Consider the following 24,242-nt stretch of genomic DNA (forward strand, 5'->3'; position numbering starts at 1 on the left):
AACTTACCTTTGACAAAGAACCGGAAACTTAATATACTTATGCAAGTATTTACTTCTAACATGAAACGGCATATATAACTTCATACTATAATCTTATCGAGAGCGGCGGAGGGATAGGCCCGATGAAGCCCGGCAACCGATTTGTCACAGCATAGCTGCTGTTCTGCAAATGTCATGGTGCTAATTCCTACAATGCCGCTGAGTTTGCGGTCTTGGCAGATGAGACGGCATTGTTTACTTCACACACATGGCCTCTTCCGATCTGCACGGATCGTAAGAGGTCTTTTTTGTTATAAATTGCAGGGAAGAAGGAGGACGGGGCGATTGATAGAGCTGAAAGATTTGACGAAAGTATACGGTAAAGGAAGCAAGGCCGCGACGGCGCTTTCCGGACTAAGCCTGTCGATTAAGAAGGGGGAGATATTCGGTGTAATCGGTCACTCCGGTGCCGGCAAAAGCACGCTGATCCGCTGCATTAATCTGCTGGAGCGTCCGAGCGAGGGTGAAGTATGGGTAGATGGGGTGGAGTTGACGGCACTCAGCCAAGGACAGCTGCAGGAGCAGCGGCGCAAGATCGGGATGATCTTTCAGCATTTCAATCTGCTCTCCTCGGCAACTGTATATAACAATATCGCCTTTCCGCTGCGGCTGGCCGGAACCTCCAAGACGGAGATTGAGCGGAAGGTTCGGGATCTGCTGGCTCTAGTCGGACTTGAGGAGCACCGGAACAAATATCCGGCTCAGCTGTCCGGAGGCCAGAAACAGCGGGTCGGGATCGCCCGTGCTCTGGCGAGCGATCCTGATGTTCTGCTATGCGATGAAGCGACTTCAGCGCTGGACCCGCAGACAACGGATTCAATTCTGCGCCTGCTGCTGGATATTAACCGGAAATTTCACTTGACCATTGTGCTAATTACGCATGAGATGCATGTCATTCAGAGCATTTGTGACCGGGTGGCTGTCATTCATGGGGGTGGGATTGTGGAGCAGGGCGACGTTTCCCAGGTTTTTCTGAAACCAAGGCATGAGGTTACGAAAGAATTCATCCGCAGTGAAACTCAGGCAGACGGACCGCTGCGGCAAGCGATTGATGCTGTACATGCCGGATATACTAAGGCGGTCAAAATTACTTTTCTTGGGCAAAAGACGTACGAATCGACCCTTTCGCATGTGGCGCAGGGAACCGGAGTTAATTTCGCCATTCTCCAGGGAACCATTTCTACTATTAAGGATGTCCCTTATGGTCAGCTGATTGTGCGGTTTGAAGGGCCATCCGGTGCCGTGGAAGCAACACTTACCGAACTTGCGGCTCAAGGCCTTGATGTGGAGGTGATTTCTTAATGGGCGGACTGGATTTTAGCGCGATTAACTGGGAAGAAATGCTTGATGCCACGGTTGCAACAATGAAAATGTTAGCTTTTTCAGGAATATTCACAATTATCCTTGGTTTACCGCTCGGCATTGTGTTATATTTATGGGGCAGATCTAATAACACTATTATCAGGGCTGTTTACTCGGTATTATCGTTCGTCGTAAATATTCTGCGTTCAGTTCCCTTTATTATTCTGATGGTTGCCCTGATTCCGTTCAGCAAGTCGATTATGGGTACCTCGATAGGTGTACTTGGAACGATTCCGGCGCTGGTGATTGGCGCGGCTCCATTCTTCGCCAGACTGGTAGAGACCGCACTGCGGGAGGTTGACCGGGGGATCATCGAAGCGGCGCAGGGTATGGGAGCATCCACGCAGCAGATCGTTATGCGCGTATTGCTGCCGGAGGCCCGTCCGGGCCTGCTGGCCGGAGTAACCATAACCGTTGTTACGCTTGTCTCTTATACCGCAATGTCAGGGATGATAGGCGGCGGGGGTCTGGGTGACCTGGCGATCCGCTACGGCTATTACCGTTATGAGAAGGAAGTCATGATTATCTCGGTGGCCCTGATGGTCATTCTGGTGCAGCTGCTGCAAATGGCAGGCGACCGGCTGGTAAGACATTTTACACGGAAATAAGGTACGTCCATATAGCCTTATTCATACAAAACATACGGATTAGAGGGGGATTTACAAATGAAAAAAGTACTGCTCACATTCTTCAGCCTGACCATGATATTGGTGCTCGCGGCTTGCGGCAACAATAACACTGCGAATAATGCGGCAAACTCTGCGGCTACAACGGCGCCAACGGAAGCTGCTGCAGAACCGTCCACTGAACCTGCTGCAGAACCGGTAACCCTGGTCATTGGAGCTTCTCCTGTACCGCATGCGGAAATTCTGAAAGCTATTGCCCCGCTGCTTGAAGCACAAGGCATTACGCTTGAGATCAAAGAATTCACGGATTATGTCCTTCCGAATACACAGCTTGCCGAGAAGGGGCTGGATGCGAACTTCTTCCAGCACAAGCCTTACCTGGATGACCAGAATGCCAAGAACGGCACGGAGCTTGTATCTGTAACCGCGGTTCATGTTGAACCTTTCGGCGCTTACTCTAAGAAGATCAAATCGATCGACGAACTGGCTGATGGTGCCAAGGTTGCCATCCCGAATGATGCTACTAACGGCGGACGCGCATTGATCCTGCTGGCCAAGAATGGCCTGATTACACTAAAGGATGATACCAATATCGCTTCCACCAAAGCCGATATCACCGAGAACCCTAAGAAGCTTGAAATCATTGAGCTGGATGCAGCGATGCTGCCGCGTCAGCTGGACGAAGTAGATCTGTCGCTGATCAACACCAACTTCGCGCTGGAAGCGGGTCTGGTTCCAACGAAGGATGCTTTGTTCATCGAAGGAACGGATTCCCCTTATGCCAACCTGCTGGTAGCCCGTCCGGACAACAAAGATTCCGATGCGATCCAGAAGCTGGCTGCAGCCCTGAACTCTGCAGAAGCCAAAGCCTTCATCGATGAGAAATATGAAGGTGCAATTATCCCTGCATTCTAAGCTTGAATCTTAGCTGAATATCTAATAAGTGAAGACCGGAGGACGCCCGTAAGCCAGAAATGGCTGCGGAGCAGCTTCTGGTCTTTTTGCAAGCCGTATAGCAGAAACTGTTAATACATCTATTCTCTGCCTAGAGGTTGAACCTACATGAGAAATCCTCTATAATAAAAAAAATCCCGGCCTTCTCATCGGAGGCCGGGATGATCTATGATACGGGATTAGAATACTTGAATAACTTCTTCCACGCCTTCTACTTCTTCAACAAGAGCGCGTTCGATCCCGGCTTTCAGCGTGATCGTGGAGCTTGGGCAACTGCCGCAGGCACCCATAAGCTTCAACTTCACGATGCCGTCTTCTACATCGATCAGTTCGACGTCACCGCCATCGCGCTGCAGGAACGGACGAAGTTTATCGAGCACTTCCAATACTTCATCGTACATGGTTGCACTTTGTACATTCTCACTCATTTCTCAATCACTCCTTTCGTATGTTTATTATAGTACAAAAAGTTAAAAAATAAAATGGTTAGCGCAGAATAGGGAGATTATCATGAGACCAATTATAGAATTTTGTGCCAGTAATATCGGACATGGTACAGAAAAGCTCAAAAATAAGCTGGAGCAAAACCCCGAATACGATGTGGTGGAGTACGGCTGTCTGAACAACTGCGGACAATGTTATCTGCAGCCCTTCGCCATGGTCGACGGGGAGATTATTGAAGCCGAATCCGCCGACGGACTTGAAGAGGCGATTGAAGCAGCCATTAAAGAGGCTGAGGCATGGGATAGCCTTGAGATCGATTAAACCGCAGCCGTTTGTCCTACCCGAAATGACGCTTAGACATCCAGAGAACGCCGCTTTTGAGCAGGCGTGGAACACGGCCCATGACGGAGCGGCGGCCCATCAGGCCAAAGCCGGCATTTTTACCCAGTGAGCCGAGAGTGCCCTTAAGCTTGATCTTATGCAGCTTCGGGGTCTCACCACGCCATAGGGCCTGAATAATCTGTGCGACCTGTTCTCCTTGTGCACCTGCCGCCTGTGCGCTCGGTGCGAAGGGGAGACTGGCGCAATCTCCAATCACGTACACCTCCGGATAGTCGGCCACATTGTAATAATCGCCCACAATGATCCGTCCTCCACGGTCTTTGGGGAGTTCAAGCTGCTGGACCACCTGCACCGGCTGAATGCCGGCAGTCCAGACCGTAACATCAGCAGGAATTGCCTGGGTGCCATTGAAGATGGCATCCTTTTCTACATGGGAGACGGATACCCGTCCCATGGTCTCCACATGATGCTCATTGAACCACTCCTCCACATACTGTGACAGCTTGGCCGGGAAAGAAGACAATACCCGTTCCCCGCGGTCCAGAATGGAGATGTTCAGATCAGGCCGGCTCTCCCGCAGTTCTGAGGCAATCTCAACGCCGCTCAGTCCTCCGCCTACAATGTTGACCGTTCCGTAAGGCTTCACATCGTTCAGCCGGCGGTAGGTTTCGCGGGTCCCGGCAAAGCTCTGAATACTGCAGGCATAGTGCTCGGCTCCGGGGATGTTATGGAAATTATCGGTGCAGCCGAGCGCTATCGCCAGAATATCATAAGATATCGGCTCCCCGGTATCGAGGAATATCACCCGGCTCTCCAAATCGATGGAGCCCACCTGACCATAGCGGATCGTTAAGCGGGGATGAACCGGGAATTGAATCCGCAGATGATAATCCGTTACAGTTCCTGCGGCCAGTGCATAATATTCCGTCTTGATTCCCTGATACGGCATCCGGTCAACCAGGACGATTTCCACATCATGGGGGAGATGGTTGTTAAGAAGTTGCTGAATGAGGGCAAGACCGCCGTAGCCGCCGCCCAGGACAAGTAGAGTTCTCATGCGAACCGATCTTCCTTTCATGTATGGTGCGAGATGGGCAAGGCAGTTCCGCAGGGGTATAGGCTGGTGCGGTTAGTTGTTACTCGTATACTTTAATCTCGTTGTAGAAAGTATCCCGTTCAACCGGAATCCGACCGGCCCCTTTGACGAGCCAAATCAGCTCTTCACGTGTCAGACCTTCAGGGGTCAATGCGCCCGCGGCATGGCTGATCCGTTCTTTGAGAATCGTGCCATGCACATCTGAAGCTCCGAAGCTGAGGGCGACCTGGGTCAGCTGTGCCCCGATATTAATGAAGTAGGCTTTGATATGGTCAAAGTTGTCCAGCATCAGACGGCTTACTGCAATCGTCTTAAGATCCTCATAAGCAGAGTTCCGGCGCATAATGCCTGCATTCTTATTCTTAGGCTGCATGGAGAGCGGTATGAACACCATGAATCCGCCCGTTTCGTCCTGCAGGTCGCGGATTTGCAGCATATGGCGGATGCGGTCCTCGCGGGACTCAATGGAGCCGTACAGCATAGTCGTATGTGTTCTCATACCTATATTATGAGCAGTGCGGTGAACCTCCAGATATTCCTCGACATTGGCTTTGTCCACACGCATTTTTTTGCGGTACTGGTCGGATAGAATCTCCGCCCCTCCCCCGGTAAGTGTCTTCAGTCCGGCGGCGCGCAGCTGCTCCAGCACTTCACGGATGCTAAGGCCGCTGATGCGGGTGAAGAAGTCGATCTCTGCTGCGGTGTAGGCCTTGAGAGTGACGTCAGGGAAGTGCTCGTTCAAGGCCCGAAGCGAATCAACATAGTACTGGAAGGGCACGTTATCATTATGGCCTCCGACAATGTGGAACTCGCGTACGCCGGGATGGATATGCTGCTGCACATATTGCACCATTTCCTCGCCGGAAAGGGTATAAGCGCCGTCTTCTCCGTCATCCTTGCGGAAATTGCAGAATGCGCAGCGGGATTCGCAGACATTGGTGAAATATAGACTCATGTTTTCGATAAAATATACTTTATTCCCGTTTTTTCGCTGGTTAACCTCATTGGCTAATTGCCCAATCGTTAATAAATCATTGCTCTCATATAAATAAACGCCATCTTCCAAATTTAATCTTTCTCCGCCGCGGACCTTCTCAATGATGTTCGCCATCCGGGCATCCATGTGGGGTGTTATAAGGGTAGACATATAATTTCCTCCTGAAGGTTGGCGAGGCAGTTGCATCGCAGAATCGTGTGAATTGGGGTCAGAGACAACCTCGTGACAAATTTCCGAATTTTTACGTATATCGCTTTTCCTATTATAAACCTCTCCCGGAGGGTGAGCAACCGCCGAAAAACGCAGGCCATACGGTAGAAATTGCATCTTTGCGGAGTGCTTACGACTTGAGGGCAGAGGAATAGTGGAGTATACTTGATTTTATATAAGCAGTAAAATGATTTTCATCATATTGTTTTACCTTATATTACTCGTATTTTGCTCATTCCTTAAGGCCTGAAGGCTGGTTGATAAAAAAGCTTAAGCTTCCAAAGCGAGTTTCGTACGAAGTAATGCAAGGAAGCAGAAGCTAACAAAACTTTGGGGAGGTTAAAGTAATGATTAACATAAGTGAAACAGCAGCTGGCCAATTGAAGACCATGCTTGCTGAGCAGGAAATACCTAATATGTTTCTCCGTCTGGGCGTAACACCCGGAGGCTGCAGCGGTTTCTCTTACGCTATGGGCTTCGATGATAACGAAAGCGACCAGGATGTGTATATGGACATTGAGGGTCTAAAGGTGGTCGTAAGCAAAGACGATATCCGCTACCTCGACGGTCTGGAGATCGACTTCGAGGAATCCGGCATGACCGGAGGCTTCACCATCAACAACCCGAATGCCAGCGCTACCTGTGGATGTGGTTCATCCTTCCGCACGAAGGAAGAAGCAGGGAATCCGGCGGCGGAGCCTTGCTAAACGGCGCTGCATCAACGTTTTTACAACGCTGATCTGTACGGCAGCCGATGCGCCAGCCACCCGCGAACATGTTTGGAATTGCGGATTGAGCGGTGAAATTGAACGTTAACGACCCCGAAGGCCCGGAGTTAACAACCCGGAAAATGCCGTTTGTGGGTTGTGGATTACGACCTCTACCACGTTATTAGTCGCGGACTAATGCGTATTGGAGGTCGTTTTTGTAACGTTAAATAAACGTACGCGGCGCGTTCCCAAAGGAGCCCGCACGCTAAAGGAGTTTCCGAAGAAAATCAGCGGTCGGGCTAACCGATACAACGCCAACATACTGTTGCGGACGCTTAAGGGAAAAACCGAATACAATGTGCTGGCGCGAAGGTCATCGGGCCCAATGTATGCGAAAAACCACACACAATAGACTGGGGAACATTCATACTCCTCATGACTAACGCGGGAAGCCGTCAGAAAGCAGGCGGAGGGAGAAAAGTGAGGTATCGCTTAAGAGAGGCATAAGGGACCAACATCGTTCACCCGTCAGGGTGATTTATATTTGGCCCCGGGCGAGGGTACAAGCAAGCTCCTGTAATCATTGCAGGGGCTTTTTTTTATGCTCCAGGCACTCCTCCTGAGCACCCGAAATTGTCAGATTGGTGACTATATCCTATTCTCTCATAAAACATACTTGACTAGTGGGAATAATGGGATTATAGTATGAAAAAAGCTTGCTAAACAAAGAAAGATTTCCACAGAAATCTTTCATTTCATCCCGCATGGATCACATCAAACTGATCACTCCACACCGATCACCTATCACATCGCTAGATGTGAAGTGATTACATAATAATTGTATACAATTATACAATTGTCCGGGCGACCCGCAAATGAATGGCGAGGAGCAATGAACCTTATGGAAATGCGCTCACGAAGATTGTCTAAGGATAATACCTACTACGCACTCAAGCAAAAAATAATAGACAGCGAGCTGGAGCCGGACCAGGCGGTTAACGAAGAGAGTCTGGCGGCACTCCTCGGGATCAGCCGTACACCGCTAAGAGAAGCCATCCAGCGGCTGGAGAATGAGGATTTCCTGGTGCGCCAGCCAAACGGAAGGCTTCGTGTAGCTCCGTTAACGATTACGGAGGTTGAAGAAATCTTCCAGATCCGCAGCATGCTTGAAGGCCATATTGCCAGAAATGCAGCCAGGAACGCTACGGCTAAGGATATTCAGCGATTAACGCTGATTCTGGAGAAGCTGAAGCACTCCTTTCAGATGGGTGACAATCAGGATGTTGTTTCCTATGGTTTTGAATTCCATGATTATTTATCGGAAATAAGTGCTCTGAAGACCTTTGAGAAGGTGCTGAACCAATTAAGAGACCGTTCACTCCGTTATTGCCGTTATGTCTCGCTTCATGGGGACTGGAACACACAGGCGGATGAAGAGCATCTTGCGATTCTGCAAATGATCATAGCCCGGGATGAAGACGGTGCAGAGCAAGCCATGCGGGAGCATATCTTAAGCAGCCTGTCTGCTGCACTTGAACGGATTAGAGGAATTGAGCAAATGTAACGAAGGGAGAGTAGCAGACTTATGAAACCACTGCACGAGAGGGAAGAGGCTTTGGCAGCCCGGCTAACGGAAGTGCGGAGGAACCTCCACCGCGAACCGGAGCTTAGCTATCAGGAATTCAGAACCACAGAGAAGCTGCGCAAATGGCTGACCGAAGAGGGAATACATATCCTGGACCTTCCCTTGGAGACCGGACTTATAGCGGAGGTCGGACAAGGGGAAGGGAGCGTTGTGGCGATCCGCTGTGATATAGATGCGCTGCCGATTGAGGAGCAGACGGGGCTGCCGTTCGCCTCAGAGATTCCCGGAAAGATGCACGCCTGCGGTCATGACTTTCATACCGCAGTCATCCTGGGAGCCGCCATCCTGCTGAAGCAGCATGAGCATGAACTGCCGGGTAAGGTTAAAATTCTGTTCCAGCCCGCAGAAGAGACAGGTCACGGTGCAGAAGGCGTGCTGGCATCAGGGGGACTGGACGAGGTGGAAGCTATATTCGGCATACATAATTCACCGGAGCTGCCTACGGGAGCGTTCGGTACAAGAACGGGAGCCTTGACGGCAGGGGTAGACCGCTTTGAAATTACGGTAAAAGGTGTCGGTGCTCATGCCGCTACTCCGGAAAAGGGGGTAGATACCATAGTCACGGCTGCGCAGATTATTACCATGCTGCAGACTGTGGTCAGCCGCCAAAAGAATCCCCTGGAGCCTGTAGTGCTCAGTGTGACCCGAATCAACGGAGGCTTCACCTGGAATGTATTGCCGGAGAAGGTTGAGCTTGAGGGTACGGTACGCACCTACAATGAAGAAATCCGCAGCAGCATTCCGAACCAGATGACCCGGATCATTGAGGGAATTGCGGCAGCTGCCGGAGCAGAGGCGAAGCTGCATTGGTATCCCGGGCCGCCGGCTACGATCAATCACGGGGAATGGACAGACTTCACCAAAGAGGTCGCGGCCCATGCAGGCTATGATGTTCATGATATTCCGCCGCAAATGGGCGGGGAGGACTTCGCCTATTATTTGCAGAAGATACCGGGTGCTTTTGTGAACATCGGAGCCGGCCCGAACCATGCGCTGCATCATCCCGGGTTTGATGTAGATGAGGCGGCCATCCTGCCGGCTGCTAAGTATTTTGCTGCACTTGCGGAACAGGCCCTTGCGAAGCTGCAGGTACAAGCCCGAAGCCTGAATCCTAAATTAACAGATGATTGAGGGGAACAACCATGATTGAATTACGGGATGTGTACAAGACCTTCACCCGCAAAGAGGTGAAGATTGAAGCTCTGAAGGGGATCAGCCTGAAGGTAGACAAAGGGGATATCTTCGGTGTCATCGGCTACAGCGGTGCAGGTAAAAGCACATTGATCCGCCTGGTCAATTACCTGGAAAGACCGTCTGAGGGACAGGTGCTGGTGGACGGGCATGATCTGGGCGCGTACAGCGACAAAGAGCTGCGGGCTGCCAAGAAAAACATCGGCATGATTTTTCAGCATTTTAACCTTCTGGAGTCCAAAAAAGTGTTCGACAATGTGTCCATTCCGCTCGTGCTGCTCAAAAAGAACAAAGCTGAAATCCGCAAGCGGGTCGAGGAACTGCTTGAATTTGTTGGATTAAGCGACAAGGCCGGAAGCTATCCGAGTGAGCTGTCAGGCGGACAGAAGCAGCGGGTCGGGATTGCCCGGGCGCTTGCCTCGAATCCCTCTATTCTGCTCTGCGACGAAGCTACTTCTGCACTGGACCCGCAGACTACCAGATCTATTCTTCAGCTGCTCAAACGAATCAATGCGGAATACAACATTACAGTAATGATCATCACGCATGAGATGTCGGTGATTCAGGAGATCTGCAACAAGGTAGCCGTTATGGAAGAGGGACGGATTATCGAGCAGGGCAGCGTACTGGATGTATTCGGTCAGCCCAAGCATGAGACCACGCAGAATTTCGTGAAGACCGTCATTCAGAACAGCATGACTTCCAGCGTCCATAGAACACTCAGAGCAGAGCATGGAAGCCGGCTCTATAAACTGAATTTTGCCGGAGACAGCGCATCTGAGCCTGTTCTGTATGAGATCATCCGGGCCTATGGAGTCAAGGTCAATATTCTGTTTGCGAATACGACGGAGATTCAAGAAACGACGCTGGGTACGATTATCGTTCAGCTGCAGGGTGATCCGGCCCAGATTGAAGCGGCTCTGGATTACATGAAGCAGCATGAAGTGCGGATAGAGGAGGTGAAATCCCATGTTCTCGACATCGATCACAAGTGAGCAATTTCTTAAAGCCATTATCGAAACGATCCAGATGGTAGGCGTATCCCTTTTTGTAGGCTCGCTACTGGGCGTTCCTCTGGGCATCCTTCTGGTCATTACCCGTCCAGGCGGGGTACTGGAGAATAAAGCGCTCTATACCGGGCTTAATCCGGTGATCAACATCATCCGTTCGCTTCCGTTCATCATTTTGCTGGTAGCTATTATTCCGTTAACAAGGGCAATTGTTAATACATCCATAGGAACCAGTGCAGCCATTGTTCCGCTGATCATCTACATCGCACCTTATATCGCACGGCTGGTAGAGAATTCGCTGCTGGAAGTGAATCCGGGTATTCTTGAAGCAGCTGAAGCGATGGGAGCTACTCCGCTGCAAGTCATATGGTACTTCCTGCTGCCAGAAGCGATAGGGTCGTTAATCCTCTCCCTGACCACAGCAACGATCGGATTGATCGGGGCAACCGCGATGGCTGGAACAGTGGGCGGCGGCGGTGTCGGTGATTTAGCCATCGTGTATGGCTATCAACGTTTTGACAAGGTGGTCATGGTCGCTACCGTAATTATTCTCATCATTCTGGTGCAGGGCATTCAATCCTTGGGCAACACATTGGCCCGTAAAATTCGCCGTTACTAGATGTTACATATAGAAAAGGAGACTGGCAGATGAGTGTATGGAGTAAGCAGGACCGTTTTCAGGCGATATTATCCGGAGAGCTTGCGGATCGTCCGATTGTCAGCGGATGGCGTCACTTTATTGACAAGGAACAGAATGCAGAGGATTTGGCAGAGTCCACGATTTCTTTTACGGAGAAATTTGATTGGGACTGGGTGAAGATCAATCCGCGGGCGACCTATCTGGCGGAAGCCTGGGGGAATCAGTACGACTTCGCAGACTATAGGACTGTATTTCCGAGACAGCTGACTACGGTTATCCCGGAAGCCAAGAATCTCTGGGATCTGGATGTGAAAAAAGCAACCCGGACCGCTTCGCTGCTGGAGCATCTGGAGGCCGTCCGGAAGATCCGCCAGGGCTTGCCGGGTACCCCGCTGATCCAGACGGTATTCTCACCGCTCACGGTATTGCTGTTCATCGTGGGGCGTTCCGCTTATGTTACGACAACCGTATTCGGCATTGAGCAGCCGGTAACGCTGGAATCGCTCTTCAAGGAACACCGGGCAGCTGCGCACCACGCCCTGCATGCCATTGCCTTAACCTTAGCGGATTATGTCCAGGAGCTTAAGCACGCGGGTTCAGACGGCTTGTTCTACGCTGTGACAGGTACAGCACATCCCGGATTATTCGATGAAGCGATGTTCGACGAGCTGTCCAGACCCTATGATTCCATCGTCCTGGAGGCTGCCGGCGACGGCAAGAATATTCTGCATACCTGCGGTGCCTATTCCCAGCCGGAGAAATTCAATGATTACCGTATCGACGGGATTAGCTGGGATACGATAGCCGAAGGAAATCCCGGACTGGAAGCGAACCTCAAGGCCACGAAGGTGGGCGGAGTGGATCACGGGCTGTTTGCAGGGAACCATCTGGAACAGATTGGACTGCAGGCTGAGGAAGCCCTGAAGCAGATGAAGGATCAGCCGTTTAGTCTTTCGCCCAACTGTGCTATTCCGTTAACTGTAACAGACGAGGCGTTAGTGCATTTTAAAAACACAGTACTCAAATAGGAGATGAAGACAATGAAAAAATTACTGGTAGTGATGCTGATTAGTGCGATGGCGGTGCTGGCTGCCTGCGGCAATAATAAGGAAGCGGAAGGCTCCGGGGACAAGAAAGAGATTAAGGTCGGATTCGGTGTAGGTACTTATGAAGAGCAATTCCGTCAATCGATTCTGCCGATTCTGGAGGAGAAGGGCTATAAAGTAGACATCAAAACCTTCTCGCAGAATATGCAGGTTAACCCGGCGATGAAGGAGGGCTCGATTGACGCGAGTATTTTCCAGAGTACAGCCTATATGGAAGCTATCAATGAAGAAATCGGTGCAGATATGGTGGGGATTGCCTATGTTCCGGGTGCGCCTCAGGGTCTATATTCCGTAAATCATACAACGCTTGATGATGTGAAAGACGGCACTACCGTTGCTGTTCCGAACGATCCAGTCAATCAGGAGCGTGCGCTGCGTATCCTGGAGGAGCTGGGCTGGGTCAAAATCAAAGAGGGAGCCGGCGTAGCGGACTTCAATATTAACAGCATTGAGCCGGATAAGTTCAACATTGACATTAAAGTGCTGGACCCGGCGCAGATTCTGGTCTCGCTGCAGGATGTGGATTACGGCGTGGTTAACGGGAACTACATTGCCAATGCTCCGGACCGGAAGATTACAGATGCCCTTAAAATTGAGAATACGCCCATGCAGCACAGAATCATCGTATCGGTTAACAAAAAGGATACGGATACCCAGTGGGCCAAGGATCTGAAGGCTGCGTATGAATCCAAAGAATTCGAGGAATACATCCTGGGGCAAGAGAAATATGCCGGGTTCATTCTGCCGGAAGCCTGGGCAAATAATTAATCAGGGAGTGAGCCGAAGTGATTAAAGGAAAGATTCATTTCATTGGCGGCGGGCAGATGGCGGAAGCGATCATCCGCGCCTGCATCGCAGGCGGTACGCTGGCTGGGGATCAAATCAGTGTATCGGACATCAACGAGGGACGGCTTCAGCACTTGAAGTCTAAATACAGTGTAGACACGGAGAGTACGCAGGAACAAGGACTCCAGGCAGCAGAGCTGATCATCATTGCGGTTCGTCCGCAGGATGACCTGACCGCTCTTGGAGCCCAGGTCCGGCAATCCGCATCCCCTGCTGCCGCTATCATATCGATTGTGGCGGGGGTAACGATTGCCCGGCTGGGAGATTATTTCGGAGCGGAACGCCCGATTGTCCGGGTCATTCCGAATACTTTGACCGATACAGGCTACGGATATAGCGGTGTAGCTCTGAATACAGCCGCTTCCCTGGAGCAGGTGGAGGAATTCCTGCTTGGCTTCGGCAAGGTGCAGGTTCTGGAGGAGTCCTACATTGATATCTTCACCGGATTCGGGGTAGCCGGACCCAACTACATCTATTATTTCATAGAGTCGTTCACAGATGCCGGCGTTCTTGCCGGATTGCCGAGGGAACAGGCCTGGAAGGTAGCGCTGGAGAATATGCTGGGAGCGGTGGCGATGCTGCAGCAGACCGGACTGCATCCGAGACAGCTGCTGGATATCAACAATTCGCCTGGCGGGGTCGGCATGCACGGGTTATACGAGCTGAATAACAGTGATTTCGCGGCCGGACTGCAGCGGAGTGTGCTGGCAGCCGTGAAGCGGACCACAGAGCTGGGAGTGAAGAAATAATGGCGGTGCTGAAATGGGATCACCTGGTACACTATGTGAATGATCTGGATCAGCCGGTGCAGCTCTTCTCGGAGCATGGGCTGGTGGCCTTCCGGGGCGGCTCGCATAAGGCTTGGGGGACCTATAACGCCTTAAGCTACTTCGGGCTGACCTATCTGGAGTTCCTCGGAATCGAGAACCTGGAGCTCGCACGGGCGACTGAACATAATGTTGTCGTGCGGGATGCGGTTACCGTTCTGCCGGAGCATGAGGTCTTAAGCAGAGTGGTCCTGCGGACGGATGACATTGAAGCCGTTGAGGCCAGATTGAAAACAGCGGGGTTGATATTATCGCCCATCATTGACGGCCGGCGTCTCGATAACAAAGGCAGATTAATCGAGTGGCGGATGATGACCATTGACGGTGACTTCCAGGGACTGGTCTATCCGTTCATTATCCAGTGGAGCGGAACAGATGAAGAGCGGCTGGAGAGTCTGACCGCCGCCGGAATCAACCAGCCCCATCCTGCGGGTAATGTGGACATCGTGAGCGCGGTATTCCGTGTCAGCGATCCCGCTGCTGCAGCCAAGCATTGGAGTGAGCTGTTCAGCCTTCCCGTTACCGGACCTGTGGGCGGCAGCTTCATTCTTAAGGCGGGAGATCAGACCTTTGAATTCGTGCAGGGCGCGGAGAATCAATTCAGCCAGGTCATTCTCCGGACCGATTCGCCTCTGCTTAAGGGAAAGACCCTGCATGTGGGTGAAGGGGAATATGTGTTTGAATAGACGATTGCCAGAGTAATGATGGACAGATAAAACCTCTTGATTTGTGTAGGTGCTACACGTTTCAAGAGGTTTTTTTAAAAATATAAGAATTTATATGTTTCATACGATAACTTATCCTTCTATTTCTCGCTGAAACGGTACCATCCTTAAAAGGACGGCAAAGCCGTTTCTGCTTGCTTGCTCGCAGCATATTTGCTTATCTGATACGTCTTGAACCCACCTGTCAGATTCTTAACCTTGAAGCCCTTTTGCATTAGAATCCGGGATGCTGTGTAGCCTCTCAAGCCGACCTGGCAATAGACCCATATCTCCTTGCTGAGATCTAGTTCGTCCAGACGGGCACGCAGCTCATCAACAGGAAGGTTAATAGAACCCTCAATATGTCCATTCGCATGCTCTAGTTCACTACGTACATCCACCAGTATTGTGGTGTCCCTATTCCGGCCGGATAAATCCCCGGGTACAAAGACTTCAGTCAATCCGTTAATTACATTCTCGGCTGTATATCCGGCCATGTTAACCGGATCTTTGGCTGAGGAATAGGGGGGAGCATACGAGAGTTCCAGTTCAGTTAAATCCGTAACCGACCCCTTAAACCGGATTACTGTGGCAATATCGTCGATTCGTTTATCCACCCCGTCGTAGCCGACAGCTTGCGCACCCAAAACCCGGCCAGCTTCATTAAAAAGAAGTTTTAAGGATAGCGGAGTAGCCCCGGGATAATAGGAAGCATGGGAGCTTGGATGAACATAGACAACACGATACGGGATGCTAAGCCGCTGCAAGGTCTTTTCATTATTCCCGGTGGATGCACCAGTCAGGCCGAAGACCTTAATGATGGATGTGCCTTGAGTCCCTTTGTAAGTGGTACCTAATCCGCTGACATTATCCGCAGCAATGCGTCCTTGTTTGTTGGCAGGTCCAGCCAAAGGAACAGCTGTCTTATGGCCGTTAACCAAATCCACGATCTCTACAGCATCCCCTACGGCATAAACATCCTGCAGATTCGTTTCCATTCTCTCGTTGACCAGAATATGTCCTCTGGGTCCGAATTCAAGGCCGCTATCCTTCAGGAAGGAGGTGTCCGGTGAAACGCCGATGGCCAGCAGGACTAGTTCACTCCGCAGAACTGTGCCGCTTGCCAGGTGTACCTGAATTTGCTCACCGGCCTCCTCAAAGCTCTGCACCATGTCTGAAAAAACAAGCTTTACCCCGTGAGCCTCCAGCTCTTTGGACAACATGGCAGACATTTCGGAGTCGAAGGGGGCCAGCAGTTGAGGTCCTGCCTCAATTAATGTGACTTCCAGACCGGCTTCCTTCAGATTTTCTGCCATTTCCACGCCGATAAAGCCGCCGCCGATGACTACCGCCGAACGTGTGCCCTCTTCACTTACCTTCGTTTTGATTTTGTCTGTATCCGGAATATTCCGCAGCGTATGAATTTTAGAACTCTCTATTCCTGGCAGGGAAGGACGGATGGGTTTCGCACCCGGTGACAGAATGAGAGCATCATAGTTCTCCTCATATGAGCCAAGCTCCTTGCTTTGCACAACGACTTTTTTTGCAGCCGGGTCAATGGAGATTACTTCACTCTGGATGCGCACATCAATATTGAATCGCTTATGCATGGCTTCAGGTGTTTGTACCAGCAATTTTGCACGATCCTGAATAGAGCCTCCGATATAGTAGGGCAGACCGCAGTTAGCAAAAGAAATATACGGGTCACGCTCAAACATCACAATATGTGCTTCTTCATCCAATCTGCGTAATCGGGCTGCTGCGGATGCGCCTCCGGCAACTCCGCCGACAATCAGTACTTTTTTATTCATGTCTATTCCTCCATTAATATTTGTATCAGTTGTCTGGTTCTTTCGTCTTTAATAGAATAAATAATCTCAAGACCGTTTCTCTCAGTCTCTACAATACCGAATGCTCTGAGCTTCTGGAGATGCTGTGAAACCGTTGATTGTGGAAGCTCCAGACATTCCTGCATGTAGGTTACATTGCAGCTTCCTTTATCAATAATTCCTTTTACAATACATAATCTAACCGGATGGGCTAGAGCCTTTAGTAACTCAGCCGCCTGAGCATAAGCTTTAAATTGTTTGTCCATAGGATGAGCAATCACCTCGATTCGTTAAATCGTTATAACGTAATATTACGATATATAGATATATAATGCAATCATAAGATACGTGTAATACTGTTGACAACATAGAGCAACCGATCTATTATTATTCGTATACCCCTAGGGGTATAATGTTAAAGTCAATGCATGATCCAAATAACTATGATTTGGAGTGCAGGTTATAACGAATTTCAACTATATACAATTAAGGAGAGATTAACATGGCATTCAAAATTTCAAAAGAAATTACACCCCGGCAAGTAGCAGCGCAGCTCAAGAAGGGGGCGCCTCTTAATATGCTTGATGTTCGCGAGCTTGGAGAATGGGCGGAGGGACACATCGCCGGTGCTAAGCATATTCCTCTTGGACTGCTTATGGAACGGCAACATGAACTGGATCCTGCACAAGAAATCATTGTTATGTGCCGAAGCGGGAGCCGGAGCGGCCTGGCTTGCGAACTGCTGGGCGAAAAGGGGTTTACTGTTGTGAACATGACAGGTGGACTTAGTGCATGGACGGATGAATTGGTGCGTGACTAACCCCGCACAACTCCGCGCTGCAGCGCCTGGGTACGATCAGCTGCTGCAGCACTTTTGAAAGTACTGCAGAAAAGTACACATTGCACCAGCAAAAGGAGAGAGATATTGTGAACACAGGTTCAATCATTAATATTGTATTGATCGTATTGCTGCTCTGGTTTGTCTATTCCCGTATAAGACCGGCTAAAGGTTTAAAGGCACTGGGTCCACAGGATTTCCAAAACATGATGGAGAGCACGGATCAACGCTTCCTCGTAGATGTCAGGGAGCCGGGAGAATATAAGACCGGGTATATGAACGGTGCGAAGAATATCCCATTATCCCAGTTATCCGGTCGCCTAGGGGAAATAACCAAGGATAAAACGGTTTTTCTATACTGCCAAAGTGGAATGCGAAGCAAGAACGCAGCCAGAATTCTGCAGAAAAACGGTTATTCAGGACTAGTCCACCTGCAAGGCGGACTAAACGCATGGAGCGGTAAACTGAAGCAAGGATAAGGGGAGTATTGGATGAAAGCCCAACTTGATTTGGTGGATGACTTAGCTGAATATGTGAACCGAAAGCTCTGCAGTCTCTAGATACCATATAGAGAACCCCAAAAACCACTAGGGTTTTGGGGTTCTCCTTTTATTTTCGCATAAGAATCTGGTACATCAGCATGGCGGCTTCGTCACATGGACACTTGGTTGACGTTAATCACCGGCAGGAGTGGGGGGAGATATCGCGAATCATGAATAGTAGGCGTAATGAAATTTACGAGTATTGGAGGCAACGGCATGTTGAAGCTATTTCAGTATAATTGGCAAGTGCGCAAAGACTGGTTCGACTGGTGCGGTACGGTTGACGGGGGAGAGCTGATGAAATTACGCACCGGCGGTATAGGCTATATCCTCCCCACGTTATATCACATCGTGGCAGTGGAGTATGGCTGGATCTGTGGCGGAATACAAGAAAAAGAGATTGAGATTCCTTCATTCGAGGAAGTAGCCAGCTTGCAGCAGGTCAAGGATTTATCCGCGCGGTGTCATGAGGAGCTGGCTCCATTCGTGTACGGCTGGAATGACAGCATGGAAGACCGGATCATGATTGATATCACGGATGAAGGGGAACGCGAACTCCACAGATACGGCGAAGTTATGCGGCATCTGATTGCCCACGAGATCCATCACGCCGGTCAATTGTCTGTATGGTCACGGGAGATCGGGAAGCCGCCGGTTACGGCTAACTTTATTGGCAGAGGACTGTTTAACTAAATGCTGAAATTGACCCGAAAAATGAAGGTAATAGCTGCGTCGAGTATATTGTTCATAGCACTGCTGATGATCTCTTGGGGAGTCTATGCCAAGCCGATGCATGCGGCCTTGGTCAATTACTCTAACATGGTTGAAGTGGCACCGGATGTTTATATAGAGCCGGATATGTCAAAGGATCTGCAGGATCAGCTGCTATATTACGTTGCGCTTGCACAAGAGAAGGTCGCGGCTATTTTGGGTGAGCGAACTTCAACTCCGAATTTAATTGTGGCGTTAACTTCCAGGAGTCTGGGAAAATACACTGAGAATCCGACCGGACAAACCTATTACCTGCCCTGGAATAACTATATTGTGATCGGCCCGGACGGGTTTAATGAAAATGTGATTTCGCATGAATTCACCCACGCTGAATTGAGGGAAAGACTGCGCAACCGCAAGGTAGTGCCCGTATGGTTTGATGAAGGTCTGGCTTCGATGGTAGACGGGAGATTGTCTAATAGCACAGCACTATGGGAACAGGTAACCGATAAAGGGAAGAAGCCTGTGGATTACGGCCTTTTAGACTCGTATGATGCCTTCAGTTATGGAACTCCGGAAGCATGGAAGAATTACAATTTGGCTTGTTATGAAGTTACGCGGTGGTTCTCTAGTGCAGGAGAAGAGGGGCTCCTCAAGTTAATCCAAGCGTTGAACCAAGGGGAAGATTTCGCAGAGCAATATGCAAGAATTGAACTTGCTAAGCCATGAAGCCACCCCGGATTACAACAGTAAGCATAAGGATGTGACCAAGCATGCAATTTGAAACAAACCGGCTGCTGATCCGGGAATTCAGGTCTGAGGATGTCCAGCGGGTACATGAATATGCCTCCGATCCGGCAGTGGCCAAGTATATGATCTGGGGACCCAATTCCCTGGAGGATACCCGGAGCTATATCCGGCTGACCTTGGATATGCAACAGCAGGAGCCGCGCCAGGGGTTCGAGTACGCAGTCGTTCTGAAGCAGGGGAATGTACTGATAGGCGGCTGCGGGATACATATCAGCGGAGAAGGCCAGGGGGAGATCGGCTACTGCTATAACCGCTCCTATTGGGGTCAGGGTATTGCAAGTGAGGCTGCCGCCGTGCTGCTGGAATGGGGCTTCAATGACCTTAATCTTCACCGGATCTACGCGACCTGCCGCCCGGAGAATACCGGCTCTGCCAGAGTCATGCAACGAATAGGAATGGTATACGAAGGGCATCTGAGAGAACATATGCGCCATAAGGGGAAGTGGCTGGACTCTTACCAATACTCTATCCTGAAGGACGAGTATATGGCGGCACGCGGCTGAATTGGAACAACAGCCCGTTCGCGGAGCGTCCATTCATGTGCATACGTTGATCTTACGCAAAAAAAGAAGACGTCCCTGACGCCATTTTATGGCTTTGGGGACAGCTTCTTTTTGCTTTGCTTGCTGCACTGGATTGTTTATGGCTGCTCCGCATATCTCCACCAGGCAAATGTTCCGGCTATTCCGACTATTCCTGTATACGCAAGTATCAATATACTGCTGAGCTGTAAAGAACCGGTGCTTTGAAATACCGACGGGATGGTCCATGGGAAATAGGGTGCAAATCCAAAAGAGGAGAGCACATTGGAAAGAATGACGATGATCAGGATGAGCCCCAGGGGTGCCAGATAGCCCTTGGTCACGTTAGCCAAAAGAATGGTTGGTGCGGTCACAAAAATGAACAATAGAGAGGTGATTAGGAACTTAAAGAACAAGCTCGAAATGAAGGAAGCGGACCCGCCCTCAACTCCCATAATCGCCCCTACGGCAAAACCTACGGCAAACATATAGACGGAAAGTAACAGGCACCATGCTAAAATGACAAGGAATTTGGACAATACAATTTTCGCTCTGGACACGGGCTTTGCCAGCAAATCTTTAATGGTTCTATCCGCAAACTCCCGTCCGAATACCCATGCCGCAACAAAGGTATATCCGATAAGTCCCAGCGGGGCAAGTGTATCCAGCAATCCGGTTAAATACTGCTCCCAGTTGACACCGCCGGCGTCACTGGATAATACATTTCCGACGCCCATCATGATGGGCCCGAAGCCTAACACAAGAAACATGATCCAGAACACATTAGAGCGGATAATCTTGCGAATCTCACAATGTAAAACAGATAAAATATTCATTATTTAAACCCCCTGGTCATACCAATGGTGCGGAGAAAATAACCTTCCAAATCCTCCGTAATCACCCGGAGCGATGTTGGCGGCTGATTGCGCTGAACCAGCAGTTCGGCCAGCCGTTCAGGATGATCTGCCGCATGTTCGTTGGTTAGTTTAATAGAGCCGTCCGGGGTATCCTCAAAGGCATAGCCATGCTCTTCCAGCACCTTCTTTAAGGCAGGTTTGTTCAGTCCGTTCACGACCAGGCTTTTCTGTAAGGATTGCTCCAGCTTATCCATTGCGACTTCTTTAACAAGCTGGCCTCCGTGAATAATCCCAATGCGTGTGGACACTTTCGAGAGCTCCTCTAACAGATGGCTGGATATAAAAATAGTTATTCCGAAATTTGTTGCCAAATTATATAACATATTCCGTATCTCCGCCACGCCTGCGGGATCAAGACCGTTGATCGGCTCGTCCAAGATTAGAATTTCCGGATTGTGAATCATCGCTTTGGCGAGTCCCAGGCGCTGTTTGTTACCCAAAGAGAGATGTTTTGCTTTTTTCTTTTGGTGCGGCTCAAGTCCCAGCTTATAGATCACCTGATGTACGGCATCCTTGTCAGGTACCCCTTGCATGCGCCTTGCGATGTCAAGATTCTCAACTACAGTCAGATCAGGGTAAAAAGTAGCCTCCTCCAAATATCCAACCTTACTCCATAATTTATAGTTTCCGGCATCGACCTTTTCACCTAACATATAGAGCTTGCCGGAGTTTGGCTTCAGCATCGCTAGGAGCATCTTGATGGTCGTTGTCTTCCCGGCGCCATTCAGTCCCAGGAATCCGAAAATCTCACCGCGGCTCACCTCCAGCGAAAGATTGTTTAATATGGTATAGTCGCCAAACTTTTTGTGCACACCGTCAATTTGTATAGCGGGCGTGCTGCTGCTTTTTTTCTTTGATAAAATTTGCATAGCTCCTAACTCCTCCTATGACAATTCCTAAGATTGGCGGGGGCGGCTGGCCCAAGCCCAATAGAACAGAGCCAATTCAGCGCTACCTCATGCAGCACGTTGATGTTATCCACCTGACAGTGTTCTAATCCGCCAAGCCGTCTATCCTCTATCGCGAAGAATGTCTTGTTTGTCGAACCGGCCTGCTCGTAATTCTTCATGGCCTGTGTCAGCGGATTGGGCTGAACCAATATCTCCTCCGCTCCATGCATGACAAGCAGCGGACATTCGATCTGGTGGAGTACGCCTTCAAGATCATAGGCAAAACGCGGATTCTCCGCAAAATCCTCCAGGCTTTCCGCCCCCAGAATTCTCATGCCGTGTGCGGCCAGACTTGGCGGCATCCATGACAGCATGGCTTTCCAGTCGAAGGCATGCGTACCGCCGTCGGAGATCACGGCAGCAATCCTGTGATCGAACGAAGCGAACCGCAAGGAGTCGTAGGCTGCAAAACTCTCCCCGTGCACGATAATCTTATCAGGATCAACTTCCGGCCGTGTGAGAAGGAAGTCGATGGCCCGGGAATGAAAAGCCTCGCTGTCCGCCCGTCGCCCCTTTCCCTTCTCGTACATCGATAGACCGGTGCCGGGCTGGTCATAGACCAAAAAGTTATATCCGCACGAAAGGAAGGCAGGACCCAGCCAGAAATAATTCTCAATGGACCACTCGTCACCACCGTTAAGCGCAAATACGGTCGGTTTTGGGCCTTCGATCCAGGAAGGGGAGAAGAAGTATCCATCCAGCTTGACATCCTCGTAATCAACCTCAATCTTCTCCGGGGGGACATCGAAGTACTGTCCGGCGGCTTCGAAGAGTTCATTAACCTTTTTAAAGATACAGATTTTCTCGGCATCATCATCCATCACCGCATACTCTGCGATTCTGTAGTAATTGCAGGCACGAATGTAGCAGTTCCGCGCGGTATACCAGTTTCCGGCCGTTTCGGCCTCCTTGCCGTGTTTTTCCAATGCCTGAGCGGTGATGAGCCACTCCCTGTGCCACGTAGCTTTGTCATCGGGGTCGATTTTTTTGCAGGCCTCGTAGATTTCGGTGACATCCGTAGCGCCGAGGCTTGCCATACCCAAAGCTTTGGTAACCTGGTATGACATCATGTAATTATTGGGCCAGCGGCTGAACTCAATTGACATTTTAACATCCTCCTTGTCGGGTACCGGTGATTATCTTACTAGAAGTTATTTTTACATTCGAAGATGAAGCTTCGGTAAAAGAAAAATAAATGTTTATAAAGAGAATATAAAAAACTATAAACTGCTAAAAAAACAAAAAGGCTGTCGCCTGGGTGTCACACCCGACAACAGCCTTTAATCTTTTGTTGTTGAAGAAGAAGTGCGTAAATACAATCAGTGAAGTGAAGCCAGGGGGAGGCTGAATCTTATTCCCAAACCGCCATATTCGGAAGGGAAGGCCATAATCTCTCCCCCGTGATGCTCAATAATAGATTTACAGCTTGCCAGGCCCAGCCCAAGTCCGCCCTTTTGGATTTGCCGCGATTTATCCACCGTGAAAAATTTAAGGAACAGAGAAGAGAGATCCTTATCCGGTACGCCGATTCCGTTATCCTCAATCTGGAAATAGGCATGATGCTCCCGCAAATATCCGGTCATGTACACCTTCAGATCAGGCTTCCCTCCATACCTTACAGCATTGCTGAAGAGGTTGCCGAACACCCGGCGGATCATCGGTTCATTGACCGTCAGCCCGATGCTGTCCGTGAAGGAATGGCGGCAAGTCAGTTCAATATCAAGTCCCGCCAGCTCGTACTCATATTCAAAGGCGATGTCTGCAAATAATTCTGTTGCCTTTACACGTGTGGTCACCATGGATTCCAGCTCCAGTGTTTCTTTGGTGAAGCGGGAGAAATCATTGAGGAGCTCAACCATATAGGCTGACTTCTTTTGAATCAGTTCATAATATTCCTGCTTTTCAGTGTCGGGTAAGTCCTTATGTGTAGCCAGCAGTTCGGTGAAGCCGTTAATAGAGGTCAGGGGTGTCTTCAAATCGTGGGCGATGGCTGCAATCATATCAGTCTGTTCTCTGTGGGCGAGCTGAAGCCTGTGCTCCATCTTATTGAAGTGCTTATAAAGTTCTCCGATCTCGTCGTTACTCCTCGAAGCCAGCGGAGGCAGGGGATGGACCACATTGACTTCCCCCAGCCGGGTATTCAGCCGCCGGATGGGCTTCTCTATGCTTCTATAAATATAGATGATCAGAATGAAAAATATGCAACCCGCGATGGCAAATATGGGCAGCAGCAATGCTATATATCGTGAGTCCAGCAATGTGGTGCGTATAGGAGAATACACTGCAAAGATAAACTTCAGGTAGATTCCAATGGAAAACATAAGAATGAGAAGCATCAGCAGGAATAAGAGGGGAAGTTTTATTTTCAGTTTCAT

Annotated in this window: 26 protein-coding genes, 1 pseudogene and 1 riboswitch; of the genes and pseudogenes, 18 read left to right on the top strand and 9 right to left on the bottom strand. The window is 49.9% G+C overall.

Annotated features, from left to right (window positions below):
• Positions 1–90 precede the first annotated feature (90 nt).
• Positions 91–226, top strand: a riboswitch (SAM riboswitch).
• 98 nt (positions 227–324) lie between these two features.
• The 3 genes from MKX70_RS11200 to MKX70_RS11210 are packed head-to-tail and all read left to right on the top strand — an operon-like array spanning position 325 to position 2,942.
• The gene (locus MKX70_RS11200) at positions 325–1,341 is read left to right on the top strand and encodes a methionine ABC transporter ATP-binding protein (protein ID WP_042239458.1); all 1,017 of its coding nucleotides are present in this window, start codon (positions 325–327) and stop codon (positions 1,339–1,341) included.
• Positions 1,341–2,009 carry a methionine ABC transporter permease gene (locus tag MKX70_RS11205; RefSeq protein WP_042239456.1) on the top strand — a complete coding sequence of 223 codons (669 nt, stop codon included), beginning with the start codon at positions 1,341–1,343 and terminating at the stop codon, positions 2,007–2,009. The genes MKX70_RS11200 and MKX70_RS11205 overlap by 1 nt, the downstream gene beginning before the upstream one ends.
• A gap of 57 nt (positions 2,010–2,066) precedes the next feature.
• A complete protein-coding gene (locus tag MKX70_RS11210; protein WP_340782691.1) occupies positions 2,067–2,942 on the top strand; it encodes a MetQ/NlpA family ABC transporter substrate-binding protein in 876 nt (291 codons plus the stop codon).
• 218 nt (positions 2,943–3,160) lie between these two features.
• Here the strand turns inward: MKX70_RS11210 and MKX70_RS11215 are convergent, their stop codons facing one another.
• Positions 3,161–3,409, bottom strand: coding sequence for a NifU family protein (locus MKX70_RS11215; protein ID WP_039307240.1), 249 nt, complete (start codon positions 3,407–3,409; stop codon positions 3,161–3,163).
• Between the two features lie 82 nt (positions 3,410–3,491).
• Here MKX70_RS11215 and MKX70_RS11220 point away from each other — a divergent pair, with 82 nt between their 5' ends.
• Entirely contained in the window at positions 3,492–3,746 is a 255-nt protein-coding gene (locus MKX70_RS11220; RefSeq protein ID WP_039307242.1) for a YuzB family protein, read from the top strand.
• 16 nt (positions 3,747–3,762) lie between these two features.
• Here the strand turns inward: MKX70_RS11220 and MKX70_RS11225 are convergent, their stop codons facing one another.
• Together MKX70_RS11225 and mqnE are read right to left on the bottom strand one after the other, a co-directional pair.
• Positions 3,763–4,824 carry an NAD(P)/FAD-dependent oxidoreductase gene (locus tag MKX70_RS11225; RefSeq protein ID WP_042239450.1) on the bottom strand — a complete coding sequence of 354 codons (1,062 nt, stop codon included), beginning with the start codon at positions 4,822–4,824 and terminating at the stop codon, positions 3,763–3,765.
• A 79-nt stretch (positions 4,825–4,903) separates the two neighbouring features.
• Entirely contained in the window at positions 4,904–6,010 is a 1,107-nt protein-coding gene (gene mqnE / locus MKX70_RS11230; RefSeq protein WP_340840027.1) for an aminofutalosine synthase MqnE, read from the bottom strand.
• 407 nt (positions 6,011–6,417) lie between these two features.
• Here mqnE and MKX70_RS11235 point away from each other — a divergent pair, with 407 nt between their 5' ends.
• The 9 genes from MKX70_RS11235 to MKX70_RS11275 all read left to right on the top strand — a co-directional run bounded on the left by MKX70_RS11235 (position 6,418) and on the right by MKX70_RS11275 (position 14,731).
• The gene (locus MKX70_RS11235; RefSeq protein WP_042239447.1) at positions 6,418–6,777 is read left to right on the top strand and encodes a HesB/IscA family protein; all 360 of its coding nucleotides are present in this window, start codon (positions 6,418–6,420) and stop codon (positions 6,775–6,777) included.
• 904 nt (positions 6,778–7,681) lie between these two features.
• Positions 7,682–8,344 (top strand): GntR family transcriptional regulator, encoded by a 663-nt coding sequence (locus MKX70_RS11240; RefSeq protein ID WP_042239446.1) that lies wholly within the window; start codon positions 7,682–7,684, stop codon positions 8,342–8,344.
• A 21-nt stretch (positions 8,345–8,365) separates the two neighbouring features.
• Complete coding sequence (locus MKX70_RS11245) at positions 8,366–9,556, top strand: amidohydrolase (RefSeq protein WP_340840028.1); 1,191 nt, start codon at positions 8,366–8,368, stop codon at positions 9,554–9,556.
• An 11-nt stretch (positions 9,557–9,567) separates the two neighbouring features.
• The gene (locus tag MKX70_RS11250; RefSeq protein WP_340840029.1) at positions 9,568–10,611 is read left to right on the top strand and encodes a methionine ABC transporter ATP-binding protein; all 1,044 of its coding nucleotides are present in this window, start codon (positions 9,568–9,570) and stop codon (positions 10,609–10,611) included.
• Entirely contained in the window at positions 10,586–11,245 is a 660-nt protein-coding gene (locus MKX70_RS11255) for a methionine ABC transporter permease (RefSeq protein WP_340840031.1), read from the top strand. Before MKX70_RS11250 ends, MKX70_RS11255 begins: the two co-directional genes overlap by 26 nt.
• Before the next feature lie 29 nt (positions 11,246–11,274).
• A complete protein-coding gene (locus MKX70_RS11260; RefSeq protein ID WP_042239436.1) occupies positions 11,275–12,294 on the top strand; it encodes a uroporphyrinogen decarboxylase family protein in 1,020 nt (339 codons plus the stop codon).
• Positions 12,295–12,306: 12 nt separating this feature from the next.
• On the top strand, positions 12,307–13,140 hold the full coding sequence (locus tag MKX70_RS11265) for a MetQ/NlpA family ABC transporter substrate-binding protein (protein WP_042239434.1): 834 nt from the start codon (positions 12,307–12,309) through the stop codon (positions 13,138–13,140).
• Between the two features lie 17 nt (positions 13,141–13,157).
• Positions 13,158–13,967 (top strand): pyrroline-5-carboxylate reductase, encoded by an 810-nt coding sequence (gene proC, locus MKX70_RS11270; protein ID WP_081956684.1) that lies wholly within the window; start codon positions 13,158–13,160, stop codon positions 13,965–13,967.
• Positions 13,967–14,731, top strand: a complete 765-nt coding sequence (locus MKX70_RS11275; protein WP_042239430.1) for a VOC family protein — start codon at positions 13,967–13,969, stop codon at positions 14,729–14,731. The genes proC and MKX70_RS11275 overlap by 1 nt, the downstream gene beginning before the upstream one ends.
• 176 nt (positions 14,732–14,907) lie before the next feature.
• Here MKX70_RS11275 and MKX70_RS11280 read toward each other — a convergent pair.
• Together MKX70_RS11280 and MKX70_RS11285 are read right to left on the bottom strand one after the other, a co-directional pair.
• Positions 14,908–16,560: pseudogene (locus MKX70_RS11280) on the bottom strand (FAD-dependent oxidoreductase); the annotation flags it as partial.
• Positions 16,561–16,562: 2 nt separating this feature from the next.
• Entirely contained in the window at positions 16,563–16,844 is a 282-nt protein-coding gene (locus MKX70_RS11285) for an ArsR/SmtB family transcription factor (RefSeq protein ID WP_042239425.1), read from the bottom strand.
• A 236-nt stretch (positions 16,845–17,080) separates the two neighbouring features.
• On the opposite strand from MKX70_RS11285, the gene MKX70_RS11290 reads away from it, so the two are divergent.
• From MKX70_RS11290 to MKX70_RS11310, 5 genes are all read left to right on the top strand, one after another.
• The gene (locus tag MKX70_RS11290; protein ID WP_042239422.1) at positions 17,081–17,398 is read left to right on the top strand and encodes a rhodanese-like domain-containing protein; all 318 of its coding nucleotides are present in this window, start codon (positions 17,081–17,083) and stop codon (positions 17,396–17,398) included.
• A 107-nt stretch (positions 17,399–17,505) separates the two neighbouring features.
• Entirely contained in the window at positions 17,506–17,895 is a 390-nt protein-coding gene (locus MKX70_RS11295; protein WP_042239419.1) for a rhodanese-like domain-containing protein, read from the top strand.
• 279 nt (positions 17,896–18,174) lie between these two features.
• A complete protein-coding gene (locus tag MKX70_RS11300; protein ID WP_042239417.1) occupies positions 18,175–18,651 on the top strand; it encodes a DinB family protein in 477 nt (158 codons plus the stop codon).
• The gene (locus MKX70_RS11305) at positions 18,652–19,398 is read left to right on the top strand and encodes a hypothetical protein (RefSeq protein ID WP_042239414.1); all 747 of its coding nucleotides are present in this window, start codon (positions 18,652–18,654) and stop codon (positions 19,396–19,398) included. It abuts the gene before it with no gap.
• Between the two features lie 44 nt (positions 19,399–19,442).
• Entirely contained in the window at positions 19,443–19,982 is a 540-nt protein-coding gene (locus MKX70_RS11310; RefSeq protein WP_042239411.1) for a GNAT family N-acetyltransferase, read from the top strand.
• 137 nt (positions 19,983–20,119) lie between these two features.
• Here the strand turns inward: MKX70_RS11310 and MKX70_RS11315 are convergent, their stop codons facing one another.
• From MKX70_RS11315 to MKX70_RS11330, 4 genes are all read right to left on the bottom strand, one after another.
• On the bottom strand, positions 20,120–20,836 hold the full coding sequence (locus tag MKX70_RS11315) for an ABC transporter permease (protein ID WP_042239408.1): 717 nt from the start codon (positions 20,834–20,836) through the stop codon (positions 20,120–20,122).
• Positions 20,836–21,786, bottom strand: coding sequence for an ABC transporter ATP-binding protein (locus MKX70_RS11320; RefSeq protein WP_042239404.1), 951 nt, complete (start codon positions 21,784–21,786; stop codon positions 20,836–20,838). Before MKX70_RS11320 ends, MKX70_RS11315 begins: the two co-directional genes overlap by 1 nt.
• Before the next feature lie 5 nt (positions 21,787–21,791).
• Entirely contained in the window at positions 21,792–22,973 is a 1,182-nt protein-coding gene (locus MKX70_RS11325; RefSeq protein WP_340840034.1) for an alpha/beta hydrolase family protein, read from the bottom strand.
• 213 nt (positions 22,974–23,186) lie between these two features.
• Positions 23,187–24,242, bottom strand: a complete 1,056-nt coding sequence (locus MKX70_RS11330) for a HAMP domain-containing sensor histidine kinase (protein ID WP_042239400.1) — start codon at positions 24,240–24,242, stop codon at positions 23,187–23,189.

The organism is Paenibacillus sp. FSL R7-0312, assembly GCF_038004445.1.
In the GTDB taxonomy this organism is placed as follows: domain Bacteria; phylum Bacillota; class Bacilli; order Paenibacillales; family Paenibacillaceae; genus Paenibacillus_AQ.

Bases quoted from the DNA above. Each gene is read 5' to 3' on its own strand.
- MKX70_RS11320 (WP_042239404.1), bottom strand. From the start codon at position 21,786: ATGCAAATTTTATCAAAGAAAAAAAGCAGCAGCACGCCCGCTATACAA.
- MKX70_RS11315 (WP_042239408.1), bottom strand. From the start codon at position 20,836: ATGAATATTTTATCTGTTTTACATTGTGAGATTCGCAAGATTATCCGC.
- MKX70_RS11300 (WP_042239417.1), top strand. From the start codon at position 18,175: ATGTTGAAGCTATTTCAGTATAATTGGCAAGTGCGCAAAGACTGGTTC.
- MKX70_RS11225 (WP_042239450.1), bottom strand. From the start codon at position 4,824: ATGAGAACTCTACTTGTCCTGGGCGGCGGCTACGGCGGTCTTGCCCTC.
- MKX70_RS11260 (WP_042239436.1), top strand. From the start codon at position 11,275: ATGAGTGTATGGAGTAAGCAGGACCGTTTTCAGGCGATATTATCCGGA.
- MKX70_RS11265 (WP_042239434.1), top strand. From the start codon at position 12,307: ATGAAAAAATTACTGGTAGTGATGCTGATTAGTGCGATGGCGGTGCTG.
- MKX70_RS11310 (WP_042239411.1), top strand. From the start codon at position 19,443: ATGCAATTTGAAACAAACCGGCTGCTGATCCGGGAATTCAGGTCTGAG.
- MKX70_RS11205 (WP_042239456.1), top strand. From the start codon at position 1,341: ATGGGCGGACTGGATTTTAGCGCGATTAACTGGGAAGAAATGCTTGAT.
- MKX70_RS11245 (WP_340840028.1), top strand. From the start codon at position 8,366: ATGAAACCACTGCACGAGAGGGAAGAGGCTTTGGCAGCCCGGCTAACG.
- MKX70_RS11325 (WP_340840034.1), bottom strand. From the start codon at position 22,973: ATGTCAATTGAGTTCAGCCGCTGGCCCAATAATTACATGATGTCATAC.
- MKX70_RS11240 (WP_042239446.1), top strand. From the start codon at position 7,682: ATGGAAATGCGCTCACGAAGATTGTCTAAGGATAATACCTACTACGCA.
- MKX70_RS11290 (WP_042239422.1), top strand. From the start codon at position 17,081: ATGGCATTCAAAATTTCAAAAGAAATTACACCCCGGCAAGTAGCAGCG.
- MKX70_RS11215 (WP_039307240.1), bottom strand. From the start codon at position 3,409: ATGAGTGAGAATGTACAAAGTGCAACCATGTACGATGAAGTATTGGAA.
- MKX70_RS11250 (WP_340840029.1), top strand. From the start codon at position 9,568: ATGATTGAATTACGGGATGTGTACAAGACCTTCACCCGCAAAGAGGTG.
- MKX70_RS11305 (WP_042239414.1), top strand. From the start codon at position 18,652: ATGCTGAAATTGACCCGAAAAATGAAGGTAATAGCTGCGTCGAGTATA.
- MKX70_RS11220 (WP_039307242.1), top strand. From the start codon at position 3,492: ATGAGACCAATTATAGAATTTTGTGCCAGTAATATCGGACATGGTACA.
- MKX70_RS11210 (WP_340782691.1), top strand. From the start codon at position 2,067: ATGAAAAAAGTACTGCTCACATTCTTCAGCCTGACCATGATATTGGTG.
- MKX70_RS11255 (WP_340840031.1), top strand. From the start codon at position 10,586: ATGTTCTCGACATCGATCACAAGTGAGCAATTTCTTAAAGCCATTATC.
- mqnE (WP_340840027.1), bottom strand. From the start codon at position 6,010: ATGTCTACCCTTATAACACCCCACATGGATGCCCGGATGGCGAACATC.
- MKX70_RS11330 (WP_042239400.1), bottom strand. From the start codon at position 24,242: ATGAAACTGAAAATAAAACTTCCCCTCTTATTCCTGCTGATGCTTCTC.
- MKX70_RS11275 (WP_042239430.1), top strand. From the start codon at position 13,967: ATGGCGGTGCTGAAATGGGATCACCTGGTACACTATGTGAATGATCTG.
- MKX70_RS11235 (WP_042239447.1), top strand. From the start codon at position 6,418: ATGATTAACATAAGTGAAACAGCAGCTGGCCAATTGAAGACCATGCTT.
- MKX70_RS11285 (WP_042239425.1), bottom strand. From the start codon at position 16,844: ATGGACAAACAATTTAAAGCTTATGCTCAGGCGGCTGAGTTACTAAAG.